The following is a 15,012-nucleotide window of genomic DNA, read 5'->3' as shown; positions in this document are numbered from 1 at the left end:
ACCCGAATCAGCATTGCGGCCGAGCAGGGGCGCTGCACCACCGAAGCCCGAAACTACCGGCGCGCCGACCCTCACAGAAAAACTGTATTCGAACATCATCCATTCGAATGACGCGCGCACGGGGATCGGCGTTTATTGAAATCGGTGAGACGCTTCGCGAAGGCAGGGTTCCCGCCATGTCCCAGGTGCGATCGTGACCCGCTCCCAGGCCGCCCGCCAGACTGCCCGCCACGCCGCCCGCCACGCCGCCCGCGTCGTCGCGCTCACCGCGGCGATCCTGCTCCCGGCGCAGGCCGGATCGCGCGCCGCCGACCGAGGACCGACAGACGGGCCGGGTGACGGGCCGGCAGACGGGCCGAGCGACAGGCCGGACGGCACCCCGCACTTTCTCGAACAATCCTGGACGCCGCAGGAGCGCGCGTGGTTCTACCGGGCGAGCCAGGGCTCGCAGATCATGCCGTATGCCTGGTTCATGTCCCTGGAGCGCCCGGACGACGACACGCTCTTCGTCGCGGACGGGCTCGCGCGCTTCGGCTACCTGCCGAACCCGTACGACGGGACGCGCGGATCGGACCGCAGCGGGCTCCCCATCGGGTTCGTGAAGGACGTCGACGATCGCGGCGAGTGGATCGGCATGACCTGCGCCGCCTGCCACGTGAACCGGGTCGACCTGCGCGGTCGGTCGATCCTGATCGACGGCGGTCCGGCCGATGCCGACATGTTCGCCTTCATCGAGGAACTCGGCCGCGCCCTCGCGCGGACGCGCGACGACCCGGCGCGCTTCGAGCGCTTCGCCCGCCGCGTCATCCCGGCGGAACTGTCGGCGCCGGGGACGGGCCCGTCCGAGCCCGACCGCCGCCGCCTGCGGGCCAGCCTGACGCGGCTGGCCGAGGACTTCTCCCGTTACGTCGCGTCGAGCCGGACCGCGGTGCCCTGGGGGCCGGCACGCCTGGACGCGTTCGGCATGATCTTCAACCGTGCAACGGGCATCGATCTGCGCGACCCGCACAACATCGCCCCGCCCGACGCGCCCGTCAGCTACCCGTTCCTGTGGGATACGTCGTGGCACGACCGGGTGCAGTGGAACGGCTCCGCCGCGAACGGGCTCGCCGTCGAGCGCCTGGGCCGGAACGTCGGCGAGGTGCTGGGGGTCTTCGCCCGCACCGACATCCGGGAGCCGACCCTGCCGCCGCTCTGGTTCGAGACCTCGGCGGACCGGGTCAACCTCCTGCGGATCGAGAACCAGCTGGGCGCCCTCACGGCGCCGGCCTGGCCCGACCGGATCGCGCCGCGCACCGAGGCGCAGGCCCGGGACGCCGCGGCCGGCAAGGTCCACTACGACCGGTACTGCCTGTCCTGCCACGCGATCGCCCCGACCGGCGCGAACCGCACGCTGACGGTGACCCTGACGCCGCTGGCGGAGATCGGGACCGACCCGAAGATGGCGACGAACGCCGTGTCCCGGCGCGCGCGGACCGGGATCCTCGAAGGGGTCCGGATGCCGTTCCTGGCGACGACCCCGCCGCTGGCCGCCGAGACGAGCAGCCTCGAACTCGTGGCCACGCTCGTCGCCGGCGCGATCCTGGCGCCCCTCGACCGCGCACCGGACCCGGCGGGCGTCGGGGCGGACCAGGCCGTCATCCTCGACCGGCTGCTCAAGCGCGGCACCGCCGCCCTCGAGGCCCGCAACGCGATGCTCGACGATGTCTCGACCGCCGGCGGCAAGGGCCTCGTCGCCGCGTTCGTCGGTGCGCGGAGAGACCGCGACCTCATGGTCTACAAGGCACGGCCGCTCAACGGCATCTGGGCGACGGGCCCGTACCTGCACAACGGCTCGGTGCCGAACCTGTACGAACTCCTGCTGCCGTCCAGCCGGCGATCCAGGACGTTCCGGGTCGGCAGCCGTGAGCTGGACGAGGACCGGATCGGGTTCCGGTCCGATGTCGGGCCGTTCCTGTTCGACACCGCGCTGCCGGGCAATGCCAATACCGGCCACGAGGGGCCGGCCTACGGGACCGAGCAGCTCGACGACGCGCAGCGCCGGCAGCTCCTGGAGTATCTGCGAACCCTGTAGGCGCGCTCCGCGGTTTCGATTTCTATCTTATCAGTATTGATTTGTCGTTCGATTGCATCCGTAATGGAACAACCGATTTCGGCACCTGCCGGTCCGACCGGATGGCTGGAGATCTGACAGCACTCAAGACTCGCACTCAGCGCGGAGCGTGGCCATGCAGGATCTCGAGGCGTATTCGGTTCTGGTGGGGTCGATCTACGACCGCGTCGGCCAGCCGGAGGAGTGGTCGGCGCTCCTGGAGGATCTGACCGATTTCGTCGGCGGCCGGGTCGGCCAGCTCGCCGTGTTCAGCCTCGACGGGAACCGCAAGCCGCTCTGGGCGGTGTCCGGCTTCGAGCGGTCGCGGTACCGCGAGTTCCTCTACCGGCACGCCACCGAGGATCCGCGTCTCCCCTACATCCTGTCGAACCAGGGCAAGGTCATCCGCGCCGAGGAGGGGGTCGACGCGGTGCAGTTCCGCGAGTCCGCCCTGTTCAAGGAGGTCGTGCAGCCCTTCGAGATCGAGCACAGCCTCGTCACCTACTTCGCCAAGGAAGCCGACGTCATGGCGACGCTCGCGGCGATGCGGGGCGAGGAGGGCGGCCCCTTCCGGTCCGACGAGGTCCGGCGCCTGGCGATGCTCGTCCCGCACCTGCGCCGGGCCTTCGAGCTGTACGCATTGATGCGGCAGGCCTCCGAGCGCACGTCCGATCTCGCCTCCGCCCTGGACCTGCTCGACGCCGCCGTGATCCTCACGGATTCCGACCTGCGCGTCGCGCACGCCAACCGCGCCGCCGAGGCGCTGGCGCGGTCCCGGACCGGCCTGTCCTTCGTGAAGGGCAGCCTCGTCCTCAAGGACAGCCAGACCGGGCGGCGGATCGCCCGCGCGGCCGGCGAGGCGCTCGCGGCCGCGAGCGGCGACGTCGCGATCACGCAGGCCGACCACATCACCGTGACCTGCGGCGAGAGCGGCATGCCCTACCGGGTGTCGCTGCACCCGCTGTCGAAGCGGCCGGCGGGCACCGGGTCGAAGGTGCGGGCCGAGCTGGCGATCGTGATCCGGACCGGGACCCCGAAGGTCCAGGGGAGCAACGCCGCGCGGCTGCAGAAGCTGTTCGGGCTGACCGTCGCCGAGTCGATCCTCGCCAACGCGGTCGCTTCGGGACGGTCCCTCGACGACCACGCCCAGGACCGCGGCATCGCGATCTCGACCGCCCGCACCCAGCTGCGCGCCCTGTTCGCCAAGACCGAGACGCACCGGCAGGGCGAGCTCGTGGCGCGCCTGCGCGAGGGGCTGGACGTCTCGCTCAACTGACCACCGGGCGTCGGGCCGGACGGCCCGCGCCGCTCCGCGAACGCCACAGGAGGTCGTGCATGCGCGCCGCCGCTCCCGAGACGCCCTGCCTCGCCTTCCTGGAGGCCCTGCCGGTGGCGGAGCGCTGGCAGCGCGCCCGGGACTGGATCGCCCGCGCGCCCCGGCCCTTCTTCGCGCAGCTGCGCGCGCGGCGGACCGCCCTGGATTGCGGCGCGGCCATCCTCGTCGCCGGCCGCGCCGAGGTCGAGGAGATCCTGTCCCTGCCGCAGGTCTTCTCCGTCGCGCTCTACAAGCCCAAGATGGGCGAGTTCATGCTGGCGCTCGACGGCACGGAGGTGAATTACCGCGACAAGGCGGTCATGCGCGCCGTGCTGTCCTGGCGCGACCTCCCGGCGATCCGCGATCTGGCGGGCGCCGAGACCGACGCGGCCCTCGACGCGGGCCTAGACCAGAGGCTCGGCCAGGGCGGCGGATCCATCGACGTCGTGGCGTCGGTCTCGCGCCGCGTCCCGCTGCGGATCGTGCAGCGCTTCTTCGGGTTCGCGGCGCCCGACGCCGACCTGCTGCGCTGGTCGTACGCGAACCAGTTCGACCAGTTCAACAACCTCCCCTTCGACGAGCGCCCGGACGCCGACGCGATCCACGCGGCGGCGGATCTGGCGCGCCAGGAGATGCGGGCGGCCTTCGCCAGGATCATCCCGGCGCGCGTCGCGGCGATCGAGGCCGGCGCCGACCTGCCCGACGACGTCCTCACCCGGCTGCTCCGGCTGCACCTGCCGGCGGCGACCGGCTTCGGCATGGACCGCGTCGTCATCAACGTCGGCGGCCTGCTGATCGGGGCCATCGAGACCACGTCGGAGGCCGTGGTGCACGCCCTCGCGGAGCTCCTCGGCCGGCCGCAGATCCTCGCGGCGGCCCGCGCGGCCGCCCGGACCGGACCCGCCGCCTTCGACGGCTACGTGTGGGAGGCGCTGCGCTTCGCGCCGATCGTCGCCTTCATGTTCCGCCAGGCGGAGACCGACCACGTGCTCGGCCGGGGCAGCCCGGCCGAGAGCCGGATCGCCAAGGGCCGGGTCGTCCTGCCCCTCAGCCTGTCGGCAATGTTCGACGCGACCGGCGTGCCCGACCCGGACCGCTTCGACCCGGCCCGCCCGGAGCAGACCTATCTCCATTTCGGCCGGGGCCATCACGAGTGCCTCGGCCGCTACGTGGCGGGCGCGATGGTCCCGGAGATCGTTCGCCGCATCCTCCTGCGCGATGCCGTGCGGGCCGAGGGCGCGGTCGAGGACGGGGGCACGCCGTTCCCGACCGCGTTCCGGATCTCCTGCGCCGGCCGGCCGGCGGGGGACGCCGGGCCCGGTTAGCCCGGCGCGCGCGGGACGTCGCCGACACCGCGCCCGGTCCCTCCGTCGCGAGCCCGGGCGGCGCGCGACCGCGCGCGCCCGGATCCGGGGCGTCGCCCGGAGCCCCGCCCGATCGGCGCCCGGCCGCGCGCGGGTGCCGCCGGTCCCATCAAGGCTTCGTCACCGCAGAGCCCGGAGCATCGACATGGCATCCTTCCAGGATTTTCAGGACGGCTACGAGCGGACCTGGGCGTCGCTCCAGATCCGGCCGGAGAAGCTCGCGACCGTGCGCAAGCTCGCGCAGCAGCTCGCCGCCGGCAAGCCGCGCTACCAGGAGATCGAGGCGCGCACCGGCGTGCCCTGGTGGTTCATCGGGCTCTGCCACTACCGGGAATCGACCTTCGATTTCGACACGTATCTCGGCAACGGACAGAGACTCGGACGGCGCACCACGATCGTCCCGAAGGGGCGCGGGCCGTTCACGGGGCCGCAGGCCTTCGTCGAAGGGGCAGTCGACGCGCTGCGCCTCCAGGGCCTGGTCGGGCTCGGCGACTGGAGCGTCGCGCGGGCCCTCTACCGGCTCGAGGGCTTCAACGGGTACGGCTACCACGGCCGGGGCGTGAACTCGCCGTATCTCTGGGGCGGATCGACGGCCTACGGGCCGCCGGGCGCGCGCGGCGGCAAGTTCGTGCGCGACCACGTGTTCGACCCGAACGTGGTCGACACGCAGATCGGCACCGCGGTGATCCTGCGGAGCCTCATCGACCTCGACGCGACGGTCGCGCTCGCGGCGCCGCGCGCCGTCGAGGCGGCCGTGTCCCGCGAGCCCGACGACGAACTCGCCGACAGCACGCTCTGGGTCCAGCAATCGCTCAATCGCCTCGGCGCGACGCCGCCCCTCGTCGAGGACGGCCGGAACGGGCCGCGGACCATGACGGCCGTCGCGACGTTCCAGGCGCGGTGCGGTCTGGACGATACCGGCCTCGCGGACGCGCGCACGATCGCCGCCATCCAGGAGGCGCTGCGGCCGGCGGCGCCGGACCACGCGGTGCTGACGCGGATCCAGGACCTGGAGCGACAGCTCGCCGCGAGGGCGGTCACCCCGATGCAGCCCGCCCCGATGCAACCTGCCTCGGTGCAACCTGCCTCGATGCCCCCGGTGGTGATCGCGCCAGCCGCGCCGCCCGCCGACGTCGCGGCGCGGCTCGACGAGTTCCTCCAGGCCCTGCGCCGACAGATCGACGGTGCGCGCCTCCCGACCGCCCCGATCTTGCCCGGCCCGCCCGCGGCGCGTCCCGACGGCGCGGTCCTCGGGCCGGTCAACGGCGCGCTCGGGCAGACGATCGGGCAGCTGCTCTCCGGCAAGAAGTCGGCGATCGGCATCATCGGCGCCGTCGCCACGCAGATCCTGTCCCAGGTGCCGCTCAACACCGGTCTCGGGCAGGTGCTCGCACAGCTCACGCCCGCCTTCGGGCTGAGCCCCTACACGATGCCGATCTTCATCGGGCTGACGGCGTGGGGCGCGCTCGGGAAGTTCGAGAAGTGGAACGCACGCGCGGTGCAGGCGACCCCGTAGCGCGCGGCGGGCTTCCGGGAAGTCCGGCGCTCACGACGCGCCGCGCCCGCTCACTCGGCGAGCACGAAGGCGAGGCCGAGGATCGCCACCAGCAGAGCCCCGCCCGCGAGCTCCTCGCGCGGCTCCTCTGCGAAACGCGCGGACCGGCTCGCGCTGGCGATCCCAGCTGCGGCGAGCCCGATGATCAGGAAGCCGAGGCCGAGCAGATCGGTCGTCTGAACGGACGGTAGCATCGGTGGTCCTCCGTCAGAGGTGCCTCTCACCCCTCTGGCCAAACCCAGTGCGCCTCGACATGCGCGATCAGCCCGAGCGCGTGATCGCGGACGAGGATCGCGGCCCGATCCGCGTCGCGTGCCTGCAAGGCGGCGATGATGGCGGCATGCTCGCGCATCGAGTCCTCGAGCCTCCCGGCCCGATGGAGGAAGGCCGACCGGATCGCCCGCATGTGAATGAACAGGTTGGTCGTCATCTCGACCATCAACCCGCAGCCGCCGAGACGGATGATCGTCCGATGGAAGTCGAGGTTGGCCTCGTCGTAGGCCTTCAGATGGTCGGGCAGAGTCGCGATATCGAACGCCTCGAAGGCCCTGCCGAGCGCGCGGAGATCGGCATCCTCGGCGTTCCGTGCGGCGGCATGGGCCGCCATGCCTTCGAGCGCGGCCCAGACGGTGATCATCTCGACGATCTCGCGCTTGTTCTTGCGCGTCACGAAGAGGCCGCGGCGCGGCACCGTGGACACGAAGCCCTCCCGCTCCAGGAGCGTCAGGGCTTCGCGGACCGGCGTGCGGCTGATGCCGAGATCCTGCGCGATCTGGTGTTCGTGCAGCCGGATCTGCGCCGATCCGGCGTAGAGATCCATCGCCAGGATCGATTGCTTGATGCTGTCGTAGGCCTGTTCACGCAGACTCAGGGTCTGTCCGATCGAGGCTAGACCCAGAGAGGTCTCGGAAGGCTGCAGCACAGTCGAACTCCGGGAACGCGAGAATGGATTCTGGCCTCAGGTCCTGGAATGGCGCCGAGCGCGGCCGGGCTATCGCGTGAGAGCGAGGCGCCAGGACAGCCGCCCCTCGCCCGATCGTCGATGCGCGCCCGAACATGCGCGATCGTCCGCGGCGCCCTGCGTCTCGACGAGACGGTCTCCGTGCGGGCCAGCTGCCCGGTGCTGGCCGACCCGGCTCCGGAATTCCGGAGCCGGGTCGGGGAGGCTTCGCCCCGGCCGCGGAGCGGCCGGGGCGGCCGCTCAGGCGTGGGCCAGCTTCATCGCCGGAGCCGCCGCGTCGTTGTTCGCCGCGTGGTGCTGCTTGAGCATCGGCCGCAGGACCGCGATCGCCAGGACGGCGGCGATCAGGTCCATGGTCGCCACCGTGTAGAGGACGGTCGCCCAGGTGCCGGTCGCCTGCATGATCAGGTTGCCCACCGGCACGAACAGCGCGGCGAAGCCCTTGGCGCAGTAGAGCACGCCGTAGATCTTGCCGATGTGCTTCGAGCCGAAGGTGTCGGCGGCGGTGGCGCTGAACAGCGAGTAGACCTCGCCCCAGGCCAGGAACACCACACCGGACAGGATCACGAAGGCCCACGGGTTGGAGCCGAAGTAGCCCAGCGCCACGATGCCGATACCCTCCATCGCGAACGCGATGAACATCGTCTTCTCACGGCCGATCCGGTCCGAGACGAACCCGAAGAGGGGGCGCGAGATGCCGTTCATGATCCGGTCGAGCATCAGCGCGAAGGGCAGCGCGGCCATGGCGAAGAAGTACAGGTTGACCTGGAAGTTCTTCACCCCGAGATCCTGCGCGATCACGCCGAGCTGGGCCACGGCCATCAGGCCGCCCGTCACCGTGCAGGTGAACATCAGCAGCATCACGTAGAACACGGGGGTGCGCAGCGCCTCGCCCAGGGTGTAGTCGCGCCGCGACTGCAGGACCTTGGTGGAGAACGGCACCTGATCCTTGCGCGGGGCGCGCATGGCGATGGCGGCGGCGATGATGATGGCACCCTGGATCAGGCCGAAGACGAAGAAGGCCTGGGCGTAGTTGCCGCCGTCGATCATCTTGGCGATCGGCAGGATGGTGAGCGCCGAGCCGGCGCCGTAGCCGCCCGCCGTGAGGCCGACCGCGAGGCCGCGCTTGTCCGGGAACCACTTGAGCGCGTTGTTGACGCAGGTGGCGTAGACGCAGCCGACGCCGATACCGCCGGCCACCGAGCCGAGGTAGAAGCCGCTCAGGCTGGTGGCGTAGGAGTTGATGACCCAGGCCAGGCCCGTCATCAGACCGCCGAACATGACGACGCGGCTCGGGCCGTACTTATCGATGAAGTAACCCTCGATCGGAGTCAGCCAGGTCTGGACGACGACGAAGATCGTGAAGGCGACCTGGATCGCGGCGCGGTCCCAGCCGAAGGTCTTCTGAATCTCGGGGACGAACAGCGTCCAGGCATACTGGATGTTCGCCGCTGCAACCATGCAGATCACGCCGAGCACGATCTGCAGCCATCGATTTGTACTGGGTACTGCCGTAGCCGGCGTGGCATTTGGCATGGCCATGAGCTTCCTCCCTCATTCCTGCGCTGACATTCAGCGGCGTGCTATAGGATTGGCGTGCACGCCGACGAATTCCTTGCCCGCGCCGGAACCTTATGTCGGGTTCCGAAATTGGCACGGCGGCATGCATTATTCTGTGTGCCAGGAACGTATGGCAAGCAGAATAATTCATCCGTTTCGGCCGAGAATTCGGGATTAGAGGGCGATCTCGCGCGTGCTACCGGATCGCGCGGCCGGCCGCCGCTCTCGCGGACGCCCGTCCTCGGTGTGCCGGCGCCATCTGAGACCCGCCCCGCGGCGTCGGCGCGATCCCCAGGTTTGAGGATCGGACGACGTGATCGCTCGGCCCTGAACGGCACCGATGCAGACGATCGGCCCGGATCGGAGGGATCGACGGGCGACGCGGACGGCGGCGCCGGGTCGCGGGGCGCGTCAGGGAATCAGCTTGCCGGGATTCATGAGGTTCCGGGGGTCGATCGCGCGCTTCAGGGTCCGCATGAGGCCGAGCGCCTCCGGCCCGTGCTCGCTTTCCATGAAGCGCATCTTCTTCTGGCCGATCCCGTGCTCGCCCGTGCAGGTGCCGCCCAGGTCCAGCGCGCGGGCGACGAGCCGGTCGAGGAAGCCGGCCACCGCGGACATCTCCTCGGGGCTGTCGGCATCGACGAGCGGCAGGGTGTGGAAGTTGCCATCGCCGACATGGCCGGCGATCGGCGCCGTGAGCCCGGTCGCGGCGATGTCGCGCTTCGTCGCCTCCACGCATTCCGCGAGCCGCGAGATCGGCACGCAGACGTCGGTCGACATGTTCTTGATCGTGGGACCCGGCCGCAGCGCGACCGAGGCCCAGTACACGTCGTGGCGCGCCTGCCAGAGGCGCGCGCGCTCGTCGGCTGCGGTCGCCCAGTCGAACGGGCCGCCGCCGAGATCGGCGGCGATCTCGCCGAACCGCTCGGCCTGCTCGCGCACGCCCGCGTCCGTGCCGTGGAACTCCACGAGGAGCAGCGGGGTCTCCGGCAGGGCGAGCTTCGAGTAGCGGTTGCAGGCCGCCACCTGCACCTCGTCGAGCAGCTCGATGCGCGCGACCGGGATGCCGGACTGGATCGTCAGGATCGTGGCGTCGCAGGCCGCCTTGATCGAGGGGAACGGGCAGATGCCCGCCGAGATCGCCTCGGGGATGCCGTGCAGGCGCAGCGTGACCTCGGTGATGATCCCGAGGGTGCCCTCCGAGCCGACGAGGAGCCGGGTGAGATCGTAGCCGGCCGACGACTTGCGCGCCCGCCGGGCGGTCGTGACGATGTCGCCGTTCGGCATCACCGCGGTGAGCGCGAGCACCGCGTCCTTCATCGTCCCGTAGCGCACGGCGTTGGTGCCCGACGCCCGCGTCGCCGCCATCCCGCCGATCGTGGCGTCCGCCCCGGGATCGATGGGGAAGAACAGGCCGGTGTCGCGCAGGTACGCGTTCAGCGCCCTGCGGGTGACGCCGGCCTCGACCGTGCAGTCGAGGTCGTCGGCATGGACCGCGCGGACGCGGTTCATCGCCCCCGTGTCGATCGAGACGCCGCCGAACGGCGCGTTGACGTGGCCCTCGAGGGAGGTGCCGACGCCGTAGGGCACGATCGGCACGTCGCGCTCGGCACAGGCGCGCACGACGGCCTGCACCTCCGCGGTGGAGTGCGGGAAGACCACGAGGTCCGGCGGCTCGCACGGCGCCCAGGTGAGCTGGTTGGCGTGCTGCTCGCGCACCGCCGGGCTCGCCGTCACCCGGTCCCCGAGCACGGCCCGCAGGGCCTCGGCGAGACCCGCGATCGTCGCCGCGTCCGGGCGGGTCCGCGGGGCGGGAACGGGGGCGTTCATGGGCTGCTCCGATGGGCTCGAACTGGGGCGTCGCCGGGGACGGCGCCGGGGACGGCGTGTCCCGGGGGCCGCGCGGCCCCGCGACACGGCCTCCGCTGGGACGACATGGCGACGCGACCGTAGGTCGATCGGCGGCCGCCCGCCACCCGGGCGCGGCGGGGCGGCGGCGCTGCCCCCTCCCCCCGGGTCGCGTTCACCCACCGCGTCTGCCCCGCCGCGTCTGCCCCGCCGCGCCTACTCCGCCGCCCGCGCGCCGCGCGCCGCGGCCTGCTCCAGGTGCCGGTCGTGGGTGAGGCAGAGGACCGTCACCGTGGCGGCGAGGCCGGCCGCCGCGATGAGGAGGAGGCCGCCCGTGAAGGTGCCGGTGGCGTCCTTGATCGCGCCGACCGCGTAGGGCGCGGCGAAGCCGGAGAGGTTGCCGAGGGCGTTGATGATGGCGATGCCGCCGGCCGCCGCGGCGCCGGACAGGTAGGCGGTGGGCAGCGTCCAGATCACCGGGAGGCCGCCGAAGATGCCGAAGGCCGAGACGCTGAACAGGGCCATCTTGGCGTAGGGATCGGAGACCAGCGCCGCCGCGGCCGTGCCGCCGGCCGCGAGCAGCAGCGCGAAGGCCGCGTGCCCCTTGCGCTCGCCCCTGCGGTCCGAGGAGCGCCCGAGGGCGAGCATGCCGACGATCCCGATCGCGAAGGGGATGAGGCTGACGAAACCCGTCTGGACGTTCGTGAGGTCGAAGCCCTTGACGATCTGCGGCAGGAAGAAGCTGAGCCCGTAGAGCAGCGCCACGTTGCCGAAATACACGAAGGCGACGGCGAGCACGCGCCGGTCGAGGAGCGCCTCTGCGACGCTGTAGCGGCGGGCGGATTCGCGCGCCCGCCGCTCCTGCGCGAGGCGCTCGGTGAGCCACGCGCGCTCGTCCTCGGGCAGCCAGGCCGCCTGCGCCGGCCGGTCCGTCAGGAAGGCCAGGACGATCCCCGCGAGGATGACGGCGGGCAGCGCCTCGAGGACGTAGAGCCACTGCCAGCCCTTGAAGCCCCAGACCCCGTCGAGGCCCAGCAGCGCCCCCGAGACCGGCGAGCCGATGACGCTCGAGAGCGGGACCGCGGCCATGAAGGCGCCGATGATCCGCGCGCGGTAGCGCGCGGGGAACCACAGCGTGAGGTAGAAGATGATGCCGGGGAAGAATCCGGCCTCCGCGGCGCCCAGCAGCAGGCGCACGGCGTAGAAGCTCTTCTCGCCGACGATGAAGGCCATCGCGCCCGACAGGAGCCCCCAGGTGAGCATGATGCGGGCGATCCACACCCGCGCCCCGACCCGCTCCAGGATCAGGTTCGACGGCACCTCGAAGACGAAGTAGCTCAGGAAGAAGATGCCGGCCCCGAGCCCGTAGGCCGTGGCGGAGATGCCGAGGTCCCCGTTCATGGTCAGCGCGGCGAAGCCGACATTGACCCGGTCGAGGTAGGAGATGAAGTAGCAGGTGATCAGGAGGGGCAGGAGCCGCCTGCTGACCCGCCGGATGGCGCGCGCTTCCACATCCATCGTCGCCCCCTCGAGGATCCGGAACGGACGCCGGGCGCCCGATCCGACCGGGCCTCCGGTCGGTTGGCGGGAGACATAGCCGGGCCGTCGGCGGCCCGATAGAAGCGAACGCGGTGCGGCGGCGGGCGCCTACGCGCCGGGGCGGGATCCGGCCCCGCCGCGACCGAGCGCGTCGAGCAGGAGGTCCGCGACGGCCCGGGGCTGCTCCTGCTGAACCCAGTGCCCCGCCCCCGCCACGAAGTGGCAGCCGACCAGGCCCGCGCCGGCGGCCTCCGTCATGCGCTCCAGCGCGCCCGGCGCCTGGAACGGGCCCCAGTCGCGCGCCCCGGACACGAACAGGAGGGGGACCTCGATCCGCCGGCCGGCGAACCGCGCGAGGTCGCGGTCGATGCTGCCATCCATGCGGCACCGGTAGCCCTGGAGCGCGCCCTGGAAGCCGGAGCGCGCGTACTCGGCCGCGTAGACGGCGAGTTCCGCTTCCGTCAGCCAGGCGCAGTCCGCGCCGCCCCGCTCCGGCATCTCCGGCGCCACGGTCGCGGGCATCGTCCGGCCTTCATCCATCACGTAGTAGGTCGGCATCTCGGCGAGGGCCTCGGCCGTCCAGCCGGCGAGCGCGCGGGGTTGATTGTCCGGCCAGTCCGCGCTCTTGTGGTGGAAATAGGCGCGCAGGAACGCGGCGAGGCCCTGGGGACTGCGCTCCATGTCGGCGGCGGCGCGGCGCGTCGCGTAGTAGCGGTGGTAGTGCGTGCGCGGGCGCGGCAGGGCGGCCAGCGCCGCGTGGATCGGGTCGTCGGCCGGCGTCCGGAGGCCGCGGGCCAGGGCGTCGAGCCCCGGCGCCCCCGCGAAGGGCGCGCTCATGAGCGCGACCATGCCGAAGAGATCGGGCCGCGCCAGGGCGCAGTAGCCGCAGACCCAGGACCCGTAATCGTGTCCGACGAGCGCCGCGACCCTGTCGCGCTTCAGGGCGCTCAACAGGCACAGCAGGTCGAGGAGAAGGTTGTGCAGCCGGTAGGGCGCGAGGTCGTCCGCGAAGGCGACCGGCGCGTCCGCGGTGCGGCCGTAGCCCCGGAGGTCGGGGGCGACGACGTGGTAGCCCGCCGCGGCCAGCGCCGGCATGACCTTCCGCCAGGAATAGGCGATCTCGGGGAAGCCGTGCACCAGGAGGATGAGCGGGCGGTCGGGACCGCCGTCGCCCGCCTCCAGCACGTGCATGCGCAGGCCGTTGACGCCCTCGATGAAGCGGGCGCGGATTCCGGCCGGGAGGGCGGCCGGATCGAGCGGGGGCAGGACGTTCGTCACCATGGCCGCGCGCTCCCGTGCCGATTGTTCGACGGCCGCCGAGCGTACACGCTCCGCGATCCGACCGCGAAATCCGACCCGCGCGCATCCGGCCCTGCCCCACCTCCGCACCCGGTCGGCGCGCCGCCGAACCGTCAGGCGGTCAGGGCGGCGCGGGCCTGCCGGTGCCCGGCCTCGGCCCGCCACGCGTCGCGCTCGGCCTCCAGGCCCTGGATCCGGGCATGGAGCTGCCCGGCATCGATGGCCGTCTCCATCAGCATGTCCTGCGCGCTGGCGAGCTGCTCGCGCAGCTCGGAATTCTCGGTCACGAGGGTCAACAGGATCGCCGCCACGTCGTCGCCCATTCGTCCACCTGCCTCACCGTCCGGGGTCGCGGCTGGTAGGACCGGCATGGTTACCGCTCCGGAAAGGATGGCGGCCGGGCGCCCGCGCCGAGGCCACTGTCCACAGCCGGATGGCGCTGGCCGCCGGGAGGCCGCCCGCGGGCCGCGCCGTCTCAGCCGCAGGAACAATCGTCCGTGCGGGAAGATGCCGTCATGCGCACCCCGCGCGAACGGAGCTGCTCGCATGTTCATGAAGCTCGACCGCCTTCAGGCCGAACTGCCACAGCCGAAGAAGCCCGATCCCAACGCGGCGGCCGCGCTGCAGGAGCTGCTCGGCGGCAAGTACGGGGAGATGTCGACCCTCGGGAACTACATGTTCCAGAGCTTCAACTTCCGCAACAAGTCGAAGCTGCGCCCCTTCTACAGCCTCGTGTCGAGCATCTTCGCCGAGGAGCTCGGGCACGTGGAGCTGGTCTCGACCGGCATCGCGATGCTCAACAACGGCCCCGGCGATGACACCGAGGAGGTCGACGTCTCGAAGGCCCCGTTCCACGACATGCAGGACATCCGGCTCGCCGGCAGCTTCCTGAGCAACGGCGGCGGCGCGACACCGGTCAATTCCAACGCGCAGTCCTGGAACGTCGACATGGTGACGACGACGGGCAACATCATCATCGACCTGCTGCACAACTTCCACTTGGAATGCGGCGCGCGCCTGCACAAGCTGCGCGTCTACGAGACCCTGAAGGACCCGACCGGCCGCGAGGTCTGCGGCTACCTGCTCGTGCGCGGCTCGGTGCACGCGCACGCCTACGCGCTGGCGCTCAAGAAGCTGACCGGCGTCGAGATCGAGAAGATGCTGCCGACCCCGAACATCGTTCTCGACAAGATTCCGGAGTGCCAGAAATATCTGCAGGAGGGCTCGCACCGGCGCCTCTACCGCTTCAGCCCGGACGACTACAAGGAAGCGGCCGGCGTCTGGTCGAACGACGAGGTCGCGCTGCCGGGGGATCCGCCCGGCAGCCTGGAGGTCGTCGACGGCCTGCCGGAGGGCGGCAAGATCCCGGAACTCGACGGCAATTACGGGGCCTTCGCGCCCAACTACGCCCCCGAGGAGATCTTCGAGATCGCCAGCAAGCTCTACAAGAAGGGGCGCTGAGGCGCGCTGAGAACCGGG

General features: G+C 71.5%; 12 protein-coding genes. 5 read left to right on the top strand and 7 right to left on the bottom strand.

Features of this window, described 5'->3' with window-relative positions; all coding sequences use genetic code 11:
* Positions 1–193: 193 nt before the first annotated feature.
* From ACQKQD_RS16660 to ACQKQD_RS16645, 4 genes are all read left to right on the top strand, one after another.
* Positions 194–2,074 carry a di-heme-cytochrome C peroxidase gene (locus ACQKQD_RS16660; protein WP_427508917.1) on the top strand — a complete coding sequence of 627 codons (1,881 nt, stop codon included), beginning with the start codon at positions 194–196 and terminating at the stop codon, positions 2,072–2,074.
* Between the two features lie 154 nt (positions 2,075–2,228).
* On the top strand, positions 2,229–3,368 hold the full coding sequence (locus ACQKQD_RS16655) for a helix-turn-helix transcriptional regulator (protein ID WP_020095872.1): 1,140 nt from the start codon (positions 2,229–2,231) through the stop codon (positions 3,366–3,368).
* 59 nt (positions 3,369–3,427) lie between these two features.
* Positions 3,428–4,732, top strand: a complete 1,305-nt coding sequence (locus ACQKQD_RS16650) for a cytochrome P450 (protein ID WP_427508916.1) — start codon at positions 3,428–3,430, stop codon at positions 4,730–4,732.
* Between the two features lie 184 nt (positions 4,733–4,916).
* Positions 4,917–6,287, top strand: coding sequence for a peptidoglycan-binding protein (locus ACQKQD_RS16645; RefSeq protein WP_427508915.1), 1,371 nt, complete (start codon positions 4,917–4,919; stop codon positions 6,285–6,287).
* A 50-nt stretch (positions 6,288–6,337) separates the two neighbouring features.
* On the opposite strand, the gene ACQKQD_RS16640 is transcribed toward ACQKQD_RS16645, so the two are convergent.
* From ACQKQD_RS16640 to ACQKQD_RS16610, 7 genes are all read right to left on the bottom strand, one after another.
* Complete coding sequence (locus ACQKQD_RS16640) at positions 6,338–6,520, bottom strand: hypothetical protein (protein WP_020095869.1); 183 nt, start codon at positions 6,518–6,520, stop codon at positions 6,338–6,340.
* 26 nt (positions 6,521–6,546) lie between these two features.
* Complete coding sequence (locus ACQKQD_RS16635) at positions 6,547–7,248, bottom strand: GntR family transcriptional regulator (RefSeq protein ID WP_020095868.1); 702 nt, start codon at positions 7,246–7,248, stop codon at positions 6,547–6,549.
* A gap of 279 nt (positions 7,249–7,527) precedes the next feature.
* Positions 7,528–8,748 (bottom strand): oxalate/formate MFS antiporter, encoded by a 1,221-nt coding sequence (gene oxlT, locus ACQKQD_RS16630; RefSeq protein WP_244527017.1) that lies wholly within the window; start codon positions 8,746–8,748, stop codon positions 7,528–7,530.
* 510 nt (positions 8,749–9,258) lie between these two features.
* A complete protein-coding gene (locus ACQKQD_RS16625) occupies positions 9,259–10,677 on the bottom strand; it encodes an FAD-binding oxidoreductase (RefSeq protein WP_427508914.1) in 1,419 nt (472 codons plus the stop codon).
* Between the two features lie 234 nt (positions 10,678–10,911).
* A complete protein-coding gene (locus ACQKQD_RS16620; protein WP_427508913.1) occupies positions 10,912–12,213 on the bottom strand; it encodes an MFS transporter in 1,302 nt (433 codons plus the stop codon).
* 129 nt (positions 12,214–12,342) lie between these two features.
* Positions 12,343–13,515: an alpha/beta fold hydrolase gene (locus tag ACQKQD_RS16615; RefSeq protein ID WP_427508912.1), complete on the bottom strand. Its 1,173-nt coding sequence runs from the start codon at positions 13,513–13,515 to the stop codon at positions 12,343–12,345.
* Between the two features lie 131 nt (positions 13,516–13,646).
* Positions 13,647–13,856, bottom strand: a complete 210-nt coding sequence (locus tag ACQKQD_RS16610; RefSeq protein ID WP_020095863.1) for a hypothetical protein — start codon at positions 13,854–13,856, stop codon at positions 13,647–13,649.
* A 223-nt stretch (positions 13,857–14,079) separates the two neighbouring features.
* Between ACQKQD_RS16610 and ACQKQD_RS16605 the strand changes: the two genes are divergently transcribed.
* Positions 14,080–14,994, top strand: a complete 915-nt coding sequence (locus ACQKQD_RS16605) for a manganese catalase family protein (protein WP_100253125.1) — start codon at positions 14,080–14,082, stop codon at positions 14,992–14,994.
* Positions 14,995–15,012 lie beyond the last annotated feature (18 nt).

Source organism: Methylobacterium sp. NPDC080182, from assembly GCF_050281105.1.
Classification (GTDB): Bacteria; Pseudomonadota; Alphaproteobacteria; order Rhizobiales; family Beijerinckiaceae; genus Methylobacterium.
The sequence above is the reverse complement of the archived record's forward strand: the minus strand, read 5'-3'. Positions and strand labels throughout refer to the sequence as shown.

What these genes read in the sequence shown, in the direction of transcription:
- ACQKQD_RS16655 (WP_020095872.1), top strand. Translation starts at nt 2,229, where the DNA reads ATGCAGGATCTCGAGGCGTATTCGGTTCTGGTGGGGTCGATCTACGAC.
- ACQKQD_RS16650 (WP_427508916.1), top strand. Translation starts at nt 3,428, where the DNA reads ATGCGCGCCGCCGCTCCCGAGACGCCCTGCCTCGCCTTCCTGGAGGCC.
- ACQKQD_RS16645 (WP_427508915.1), top strand. Translation starts at nt 4,917, where the DNA reads ATGGCATCCTTCCAGGATTTTCAGGACGGCTACGAGCGGACCTGGGCG.
- ACQKQD_RS16640 (WP_020095869.1), bottom strand. Translation starts at nt 6,520, where the DNA reads ATGCTACCGTCCGTTCAGACGACCGATCTGCTCGGCCTCGGCTTCCTG.
- oxlT (WP_244527017.1), bottom strand. Translation starts at nt 8,748, where the DNA reads ATGGTTGCAGCGGCGAACATCCAGTATGCCTGGACGCTGTTCGTCCCC.
- ACQKQD_RS16625 (WP_427508914.1), bottom strand. Translation starts at nt 10,677, where the DNA reads ATGAACGCCCCCGTTCCCGCCCCGCGGACCCGCCCGGACGCGGCGACG.
- ACQKQD_RS16620 (WP_427508913.1), bottom strand. Translation starts at nt 12,213, where the DNA reads ATGGATGTGGAAGCGCGCGCCATCCGGCGGGTCAGCAGGCGGCTCCTG.
- ACQKQD_RS16615 (WP_427508912.1), bottom strand. Translation starts at nt 13,515, where the DNA reads ATGGTGACGAACGTCCTGCCCCCGCTCGATCCGGCCGCCCTCCCGGCC.
- ACQKQD_RS16610 (WP_020095863.1), bottom strand. Translation starts at nt 13,856, where the DNA reads ATGGGCGACGACGTGGCGGCGATCCTGTTGACCCTCGTGACCGAGAAT.
- ACQKQD_RS16605 (WP_100253125.1), top strand. Translation starts at nt 14,080, where the DNA reads ATGTTCATGAAGCTCGACCGCCTTCAGGCCGAACTGCCACAGCCGAAG.